Source organism: Streptomyces sp. NPDC058701 (genome assembly GCF_042715295.1).
Lineage (GTDB): Bacteria > Actinomycetota > Actinomycetes > Streptomycetales > Streptomycetaceae > Streptomyces.
This window is the reverse complement of the sequence record NZ_JBHXSY010000001.1, coordinates 101,768-109,744: the sequence shown is the minus strand read 5'-3', so window position 1 is coordinate 109,744 and position 7,977 is coordinate 101,768. Positions and strand designations below refer to the sequence as shown.

7 protein-coding genes are annotated in these 7,977 nt (G+C 73.0%); 6 read left to right on the top strand and 1 reads right to left on the bottom strand.

Annotated elements, in window-relative coordinates:
* Nucleotides 1-69: 69 nt before the first annotated feature.
* Nucleotides 70-1,002 (bottom strand): hypothetical protein, encoded by a 933-nt coding sequence (locus ACFWW8_RS00530; protein WP_386521639.1) that lies wholly within the window; start codon nucleotides 1,000-1,002, stop codon nucleotides 70-72.
* Between the two features lie 228 nt (nucleotides 1,003-1,230).
* Between ACFWW8_RS00530 and ACFWW8_RS00525 the strand changes: the two genes are divergently transcribed.
* The 6 genes from ACFWW8_RS00525 to whiA all read left to right on the top strand — a co-directional run bounded on the left by ACFWW8_RS00525 (nucleotide 1,231) and on the right by whiA (nucleotide 7,842).
* A complete protein-coding gene (locus tag ACFWW8_RS00525) occupies nucleotides 1,231-1,836 on the top strand; it encodes a papain-like cysteine protease family protein (RefSeq protein WP_386521637.1) in 606 nt (201 codons plus the stop codon).
* Nucleotides 1,837-1,841: 5 nt separating this feature from the next.
* Nucleotides 1,842-2,630: a hypothetical protein gene (locus ACFWW8_RS00520; RefSeq protein ID WP_386522190.1), complete on the top strand. Its 789-nt coding sequence runs from the start codon at nucleotides 1,842-1,844 to the stop codon at nucleotides 2,628-2,630.
* Nucleotides 2,631-2,829: 199 nt separating this feature from the next.
* Nucleotides 2,830-4,860, top strand: coding sequence for an excinuclease ABC subunit UvrC (uvrC, locus tag ACFWW8_RS00515; protein ID WP_386521634.1), 2,031 nt, complete (start codon nucleotides 2,830-2,832; stop codon nucleotides 4,858-4,860).
* Nucleotides 4,857-5,804 carry an RNase adapter RapZ gene (rapZ, locus tag ACFWW8_RS00510; RefSeq protein ID WP_267722314.1) on the top strand — a complete coding sequence of 316 codons (948 nt, stop codon included), beginning with the start codon at nucleotides 4,857-4,859 and terminating at the stop codon, nucleotides 5,802-5,804. The genes uvrC and rapZ overlap by 4 nt, the downstream gene beginning before the upstream one ends.
* The gene (yvcK, locus tag ACFWW8_RS00505; RefSeq protein WP_386521631.1) at nucleotides 5,801-6,856 is read left to right on the top strand and encodes a uridine diphosphate-N-acetylglucosamine-binding protein YvcK; all 1,056 of its coding nucleotides are present in this window, start codon (nucleotides 5,801-5,803) and stop codon (nucleotides 6,854-6,856) included. The genes rapZ and yvcK overlap by 4 nt, the downstream gene beginning before the upstream one ends.
* Nucleotides 6,847-7,842 carry a DNA-binding protein WhiA gene (gene whiA / locus ACFWW8_RS00500; protein WP_267722317.1) on the top strand — a complete coding sequence of 332 codons (996 nt, stop codon included), beginning with the start codon at nucleotides 6,847-6,849 and terminating at the stop codon, nucleotides 7,840-7,842. Before yvcK ends, whiA begins: the two co-directional genes overlap by 10 nt.
* The last annotated feature ends 135 nt before the right edge of the window (nucleotides 7,843-7,977 follow it).

The window sequence follows — 7,977 nt, the reverse complement described above, 5'->3', positions numbered from 1 at the left end:
CGGCCTTCGAGGCCGTCCGGGCTGACGAAGACGGTCCCGTCGGCTTCGCCGGAGTTCGCGCCGAACCGTCTAGTCCCAGTCCCACGCGATGCCGAGGATGCCCCGCCGCACGCCTTGCTCCAGCAGGTGCACGGCCCGGTGGCGGCCGCTCGGGGTCAGGTCCGCGAAGCCGGTGCGCGGTGCCTGCGGGCCGCTGCGGGCGAAGCGCCGGCAGCGCACCGGCAGGGCCGCCTCGTCGAAGCGGACCTGGAGCATGTACTGCCCGCCCGCGTAGCTGAAGCCGCGCACGTACTCGTCGCTGCGGGTGCCCGTGCCGTCCTCGACGCCGTACCCGAAGACGTACGTGTCCCCGCACCGCAGCCGGGCGTCGAACAGCAGCTCGGCCACCACGACCCCGGCCGCCGGGTGGCGGCGCACGCGGCCGGTGCGGCAGTTCTCGTACGCCGTCACGCCCACCCGGGAGGCGTCGCAGCCCGGATCGCCGTGGTGGACGGCGAGGTAGCGGTCGACCCCGTCGCGGTGGGCCCGGACGATCTGCTGGGACTCCCGGGACCGCAGTTCCCCGGCGGCGCCGATGCGCACCCGCTCGTGGTGGCCGACGGAGTGCAGCCCGCCGTCGGCCGGCAGTTCCATCCCCTCCAGCAGCTGCTCCACGGTCGCGCCCACCCCGACCAGGGCCCGGTACGAGCGGGAGGCCGGACGGGCCGGGCCTGCGGCCGCCTCCGGCGTGCCGAGCAGGCGTGACAGGGATCCCTCCGGGAGCTCCAGGATCTGCTCCAGGGCGGCGACGGCCCGCAGGGACTCCGGGTGGCGGGGCCGCCGGGCGCCCTGCTGCCAGTAGCTGAGGCTGGTGACGCCGACCTTGATGCCGCGCGCCGCGAGCCGGTGCTGCACGCGGTGCAGCGGAAGACCGCGGGCGGCGAGGGCGGCGCGCAGGGCGAGGTGGAACGGTCCGGCGCGCAGCAGGTGTCCGATATCCGCCGTGTCCCCGGCCGGTCGCATGGCGACTCCTCTGTGAACGTTCACACGCGTCGGAGCGGGGCCTGAGCCGGTGGCTCCGGGGGACCAGGTGAAACGACAGCAACCGTTCACACCGCAGTCCCACCATTCACACTGCAATGTCACCGCGTATTGAAGCGTGTTGACCTGATCGCGACAACACCCCGATGCTCCTCCACAGCGTCCGGACGCGCTCCTCCACCCCCACATCCCCGCCTCGGGAGGAACGCGATGCGCAACAGAAAGCGGTGGCCGTACCCGGCCGCCCTCCTCACCGCCCTGCTCCTCGCCCTGTCCTTCAGTACCGGCACCGCCACCGCCGTCGGCGCCGGTACGGACAGCGCGAGCGCTGCCCTCGCCACCAAGCGCCTGAACATCACCATGCAGGCGCAGGTCAAGACCAACTGGTGCTGGGCCGCCGGCGGCAACACCATCGCCGCCTGGTTCGGCCGCAGCCACACCCAGAACCAGTTCTGCAACGCCGCCTTCAACCGCCAGCAGGGCTCCGAATGCCCCAACAACCAGGCGACCCTCGGCAACGTCCAGACCGGCCTGCGCTGGGCCGGTGTCAACCCCGGCTCCTACGTGACCGGCTGGCTGCAGTACTCCACCGTCCAGACCGAGATCAACGCCAACCGCCCGATCGAGACCCGGATCCAGTGGTCCAACGGCGGCGGCCACATGCACGTCGTCTACGGCTACGACACCGCGAGCAACTGGGTCTACTGGGGCGACCCGTGGCCCTCCAGCGACCGCTACAACTGGGCCTCCCACGCCTGGTACGTGAACAACAGCACCTTCTCCTGGACCCACTCCCTCTACCGGATCGGGGCGTGAGCGCCATGACCCTGCGCGCCACAGCCGCCGCCGCGGTCCTCGCGGCCACCGCCCTCCTCGGCCTCGGCGGACAGGCCGCCGCCGCTCCCGTGCCGCAGCCCGGGGCTGCCACCGCCGAGGTCCTGGCCGCCGCCGACCGGGCGGCCACCGCCCCCGAGACCCTGGCCACCCTCTCCCGCTTCTTCGCCCGGGAGGGAAGGATCGCGGCCGCCGCCGTACGGCCCCGGGTCGAGGGCGCGGCGATCCCGGTCAGCCACCTCTCCCCGGAGTTCGTCGCGGGGAAGGCGGGGGCGCCGGTGGCCCGCCTGGAGTTCCTCGCCAGCGAGGCCGTCTCCGCCGACGGGCAGCGGGCCGCCCTGTGGACCGCCCGTACGGAGGCCGGCTGGCAGGTGGTGAACATCGCCACCGGGGACGACGAGTTCCGCTACGCCCGCCTCGGCGCCGCGAAGCTCCCGGGCGGGACCGTGTTCCGGGAGCCGCAGATCGACGCCTGGTACGTCACCGGCGGCACCAGGGTGCTGCCGCTGGACGAGGACGCGGTCCGGGCCGTGGGCGCCGGGGGCACCAGCCTCGACGGCTACCGGTCGCGGGTCGTGCAGGCGTACGGGAACAAGCTGCCGGGCTCGGCCTATGCCGAGGGGGGCATGGCGGGGGGCTTCGACGAGGCCCCCTCGCCCGCCGGGTCCGCAGGGGTTCCGGTGGAACTGGTCGCCGGAGCCGGGGCGCTCGCGCTGGGCGGTGCGGGGTCACTGGCCCTGGCACGCTCCCGGCGGCGCACCGCCGCCGCGGCGTAACCCCGCGCGCGGGGTCCGGCTCCCGAACCGGGGGCCGGACCCCGCCGTGTCCCGCCGTGTCCCGCCGTGTCCCGCAGGACCCGCCGTGTCCCGCCGTGTCCCGCCGGGATCGGGCCGCCCGCGCCCCGAACACCTGGCGCCCCCGCCGGGGGTCCGGGCGTACGGCCCGTTGTCGGCGGGCGCAAGTAGGGTGGGCGGCATGGCCGACCCTTCCAGCTACCGCCCCAAGCCGGGACAGATCCCCGACTCCCCGGGGGTCTACCGATTCCGCGACGAGCACCGCCGGGTGATCTACGTCGGGAAGGCCAAGAACCTGCGCCAACGGCTCGGCAGCTATTTCCAGGACGTCGCCAACCTGCACCCCCGCACCGCCACCATGGTGACCACGGCCGCCTCCGTCGAGTGGACCGTCGTCTCCACCGAGGTCGAGGCGCTCCAGCTGGAGTACTCCTGGATCAAGGAGTACGACCCCCGGTTCAACGTCAAGTACCGGGACGACAAGAGCTACCCCTCCCTCGCCGTCACCCTCAACGAGGAGTACCCGCGGGTCCAGGTCATGCGCGGCCCCAAGAAGAAGGGCGTGCGCTACTTCGGCCCGTACGGGCACGCCTGGGCCATCCGCGAGACCGTCGACCTGATGCTGCGCGTCTTCCCCGTCCGCACCTGCTCCGCCGGGGTCTTCAAGCGCTCCGCGCAGATCGGCCGCCCCTGCCTCCTCGGCTACATCGGCAAGTGCTCCGCGCCCTGCGTCGGCCGGGTCACCCCCGAGGAACACCGCGAACTCGCCGACGACTTCTGCGACTTCATGGCCGGCCGCACCGGCACCTACCTCTCCCGCCTCGAACGGCAGATGCACGAGGCGGCCGAGGAGATGGAGTACGAGAAGGCCGCCCGGCTGCGCGACGACATGGGTGCGCTGCGCCGCGCCATGGAGAAGAACGCCGTGGTGCTCGCCGACGCCACCGACGCCGACCTCGTCGCGGTCGCCGAGGACGAGCTCGAAGCCGCCGTGCAGATCTTCCACGTACGCGGCGGCCGGGTCCGCGGCCAGCGCGGCTGGGTCACCGACAAGGTCGAGGCCGTCGACACCGCCGGACTCGTCGAGCACGCCCTCCAGCAGCTGTACGGGGAGGAGAAGGGCGAGGCCGTGCCCAAGGAGGTGCTGGTCCCGGCCCTCCCCGAGGACGCGCCGGCCCTGAGCCAGTGGCTCGCCGAGCGCCGCGGCTCGAACGTCAGCCTGCGCATCCCGCAGCGCGGCGACAAGAAGGCCCTGATGGAGACCGTTCACCGCAACGCCCTGCAGTCCCTCGCCCTCCACAAGACCAAGCGCGCCAGCGACCTCACCACCCGCTCCCGGGCCCTGGAGGAGATCGCCGAAGCCCTGGACCTGGACGGCGCGCCGCTGCGCATCGAGTGCTTCGACATCTCCCACCTGCAGGGCGACGACGTGGTGGCCTCCATGGTCGTCTTCGAGGACGGCCTGGCGCGCAAGAGCGAGTACCGCCGCTTCCAGATCAAGACCTTCGAGGGGCAGGACGACGTTCGCTCCATGCACGAGGTGGTCTCCCGCCGCTTCCGCCGCTACCTCCAGGAGAAGCTCAAGACGGGCGAGTGGTCCCCCGAGGACGCCGACGGCGCGGGCGCGGCGGCCGGGGCGGCCGGCCCGGAGGACGACGGGCGGCCCAAGCGCTTCGCCTACCCGCCCCAGCTCGTCGTGGTCGACGGCGGCCAGCCGCAGGTGGCCGCTGCCAAGCGGGCTCTGGAGGAGCTCGGGATCGACGACGTCGCCGTGTGCGGCCTGGCCAAGCGGCTGGAGGAGGTCTGGCTGCCGGGCGAGGACGACCCGGTCGTGCTGCCCCGCACCAGCGAGGGCCTGTACCTGCTCCAGCGCATCCGCGACGAGGCCCACCGCTTCGCCATCCAGTACCAGCGCAACAAGCGCGGCAAGCGCTTCACGTCCGGGCCGCTGGACGAGGTGCCCGGCCTCGGCGAGAGCCGCAAGCAGGCCCTGGTCAAACACTTCGGTTCGGTGAAAAAGCTGAGACAGGCGACAATCGACCAGATCTGCGAGGTCCCGGGCATAGGCCGCAAGACGGCCGAGACCGTGGCCGCGGCCCTCGCCGGAGCGGTGCCCGCCGGCCCTGCGGTCAACACGGCCACAGGAGAGATCATTGAGGATGAGGCACCCGCGCCCGCGGGAGCATCGTCCGAACGGGGGACCGAGCAATGACCGAGCACGAGACCACGCACGACCGAGACGGAGCACAGGTGAGTACGGGCACGACAGTGGAGCCCGGAGATACCGCCGAGGCGGCCATCCCCGAGCTGGTGATCATCTCCGGCATGTCCGGGGCCGGCCGCAGTACGGCGGCCAAGTGTCTGGAGGACCTCGGCTGGTTCGTCGTCGACAACCTCCCGCCGGCGCTGATCCCCACCATGGTGGAGCTCGGCGCCCGCTCCCAGGGCAACGTGGCGCGCATCGCCGTCGTCGTCGACGTCCGGGGCCGCCAGTTCTTCGACGCCCTGCGCGAGTCCCTCGCGGACCTCGACAGCAAGGGCGTCACCCGGCGCATCGTCTTCCTGGAGTCCTCCGACGACGCGCTGGTCCGCCGCTTCGAGTCGGTCCGCCGCCCGCACCCCCTCCAGGGCGACGGTCGCATCACCGACGGCATCGCCGCCGAACGCGACCTGCTGCGCGAGCTGCGGGGCGACGCCGACCTGGTGATCGACACCTCCAGCCTGAACGTGCACGAACTGCGCGCCAAGATGGACGCCCAGTTCGCCGGCGACGAGGAGCCCGAGCTGCGGGCGACCGTCATGTCCTTCGGCTACAAGTACGGCCTCCCCGTCGACGCCGACCTCGTCGTCGACTGCCGCTTCATCCCCAACCCGCACTGGGTCCCGGAGCTGCGCCCCTTCACCGGGCTCAACGAGGAGGTGTCGGGGTACGTCTTCAGCCAGCCCGGCGCCAAGGAGTTCCTCGACCGCTACACCGAGCTGCTCCAGCTCATCGCCACCGGCTACCGCCGCGAGGGCAAGCGGTACGTGACCATCGCGGTCGGGTGCACGGGCGGCAAGCACCGCAGCGTGGCCATGTCCGAGAAGCTCGCAGCCCGCCTCGCCTCCGAGGGAGTCGAGACCGTCGTAGTCCACCGGGACATGGGGCGCGAGTGACCTCACGGACCCCCCGGCTGAGCCGTCTGCGCCGCCTCACCCCGGGACGGGGCGAGGACGGCGCGGGCCGCTCCGGCCGTCGGCGCGGCGCCGCTCCCAAGGTGGTCGCCCTCGGCGGCGGCCAGGGCCTGTCGGCTTCGCTCGCCGCCCTGCGCCGCATCACCGGTGACCTCACGGCCGTGGTCACCGTCGCCGACGACGGGGGCTCCAGCGGCCGGCTCCGGGAGGAGCTCGGCGTGCTGCCCCCCGGCGACCTGCGCAAGGCGCTGGCCGCGCTGTGCGGCGACGACGACTGGGGGCAGACCTGGGCCCGCGTCATCCAGCACCGCTTCCAGTCCGAGGGGGACCTGCACGGGCACGCGGTCGGCAACCTCTTGATCGTCGCCCTGTGGGAGCAGCTCGGCGACCCCGTCCAGGCCCTCGACCTGGTCGGCCGGCTCCTCGGGGCGCAGGGCCGGGTGCTGCCCATGTCGGCGGTACCGCTGGAGCTCCAGGCCCTGGTCAAGGGCCACGATCCGGACCGCCCCGAGGACGTCGACACCGTACGGGGGCAGGCCACGGTGGCCCTGACCCCCGGCGAGGTGCTCTCCGTCCAGGTGGTGCCGAGCGACCCGCCGGCCGTGCCGGAGGCGGTGGCCGCGGTGCTGGACGCCGACTGGGTGGTGCTCGGACCCGGCTCCTGGTTCTCCTCCGTGATCCCGCACCTGCTGGTGCCGGAACTGCTCGACGCGCTGGTCGAGACGAAGGCCCGGCGGGTCCTGTCGCTGAACCTCGCGCCGCAACCCGGTGAAACAGAGGGCTTCTCTCCGCAGCGTCATTTGGAGGTTTTGGCCCGACACGCCCCTAAACTCGCCCTGGACGTGGTGCTGGCCGACGAGGCCGCCGTACCCGACCGCGAGTCCCTCGCCGATGCCGCGAAACGCTTCGGCGCCGCGGTCGAGCTGGCTCCCGTGGCCAGGCAGGACGGCTCTCCGAAGCACGATCCGGAGCTGCTGGCCGCCGCGTACGACCGTATTTTTCGGATGCATGGAAGGATCGGCCCATGGCGATGACGCCCGCGGTGAAGGACGAGATCTCTCGTCTGCCCGTGACCCGGACCTGCTGCAGGAAGGCCGAGGTCTCGGCGATCCTCCGGTTCGCGGGCGGGTTGCACCTGGTGAGCGGCCGCATCGTCATCGAGGCGGAGCTCGACACGGGCATCGCCGCGCGAAGACTGCGCAAGGACATCCTGGAGATCTTCGGCCATTCCTCGGACCTGGTCGTCATGGCCCCCGGCGGTCTGCGCCGCGGCAGCCGGTACGTGGTCCGGGTCGTGGCCGGCGGTGACCAGCTGGCCCGCCAGACGGGCCTCGTGGACGGCCGCGGACGCCCCATCCGGGGTCTTCCGCCCCAGGTGGTCTCCGGGGCCACCTGTGACGCGGAGGCGGCCTGGCGCGGCGCCTTCCTGGCCCACGGCTCGCTCACCGAGCCGGGCCGCTCCTCCTCCCTGGAGGTCACCTGCCCCGGCCCGGAGGCCGCCCTGGCCCTGGTGGGCGCCGCCCGCAGGCTCTCCATCGCCGCCAAGGCGCGCGAGGTGCGCGGCGTGGACCGGGTCGTGGTCCGCGACGGCGACGCGATCGGGGCCCTGCTCACCCGGCTCGGCGCGCACGAGTCGGTGCTGGCCTGGGAGGAGCGGCGGATGCGGCGCGAGGTGCGCGCCACCGCCAACCGCCTCGCCAACTTCGACGACGCCAACCTGCGCCGCTCGGCGCGCGCCGCGGTGGCCGCCGGAGCCCGCGTGCAGCGTGCGCTGGAGATCCTCGCCGAGGAGGTCCCCGAGCACCTCGCCGCGGCCGGCCGGCTGCGCATGGAGCACAAGCAGGCCTCCTTGGAGGAGCTGGGCGCGCTCGCCGACCCGCCGCTGACGAAGGACGCGGTCGCGGGCCGGATCCGCCGGCTGCTGGCCATGGCCGACAAGCGGGCCCAGGACCTCGGGATCCCGGGTACCGAGTCGAACTTGGACCTCAGCGAGGAGATGGCCGACAACATGGCCGGCTAAGCGGCCGCGCCGCAGTCGGCGCACGCACACCCCGAGGGGCCCGCACGAGTGATCGTGGGGGCCCCTTTCGGTAGGCCCCATTGACATGTGCATGGGCTGGTCGTGAGCCTGTCGTCCGAACGCTTTCGTGGCAGA

What these genes read in the sequence shown, in the direction of transcription:
- ACFWW8_RS00530 (WP_386521639.1), bottom strand. Translation starts at nt 1,002, where the DNA reads ATGCGACCGGCCGGGGACACGGCGGATATCGGACACCTGCTGCGCGCC.
- ACFWW8_RS00520 (WP_386522190.1), top strand. Translation starts at nt 1,842, where the DNA reads ATGACCCTGCGCGCCACAGCCGCCGCCGCGGTCCTCGCGGCCACCGCC.
- uvrC (WP_386521634.1), top strand. Translation starts at nt 2,830, where the DNA reads ATGGCCGACCCTTCCAGCTACCGCCCCAAGCCGGGACAGATCCCCGAC.
- rapZ (WP_267722314.1), top strand. Translation starts at nt 4,857, where the DNA reads ATGACCGAGCACGAGACCACGCACGACCGAGACGGAGCACAGGTGAGT.
- whiA (WP_267722317.1), top strand. Translation starts at nt 6,847, where the DNA reads ATGGCGATGACGCCCGCGGTGAAGGACGAGATCTCTCGTCTGCCCGTG.
- ACFWW8_RS00525 (WP_386521637.1), top strand. Translation starts at nt 1,231, where the DNA reads ATGCGCAACAGAAAGCGGTGGCCGTACCCGGCCGCCCTCCTCACCGCC.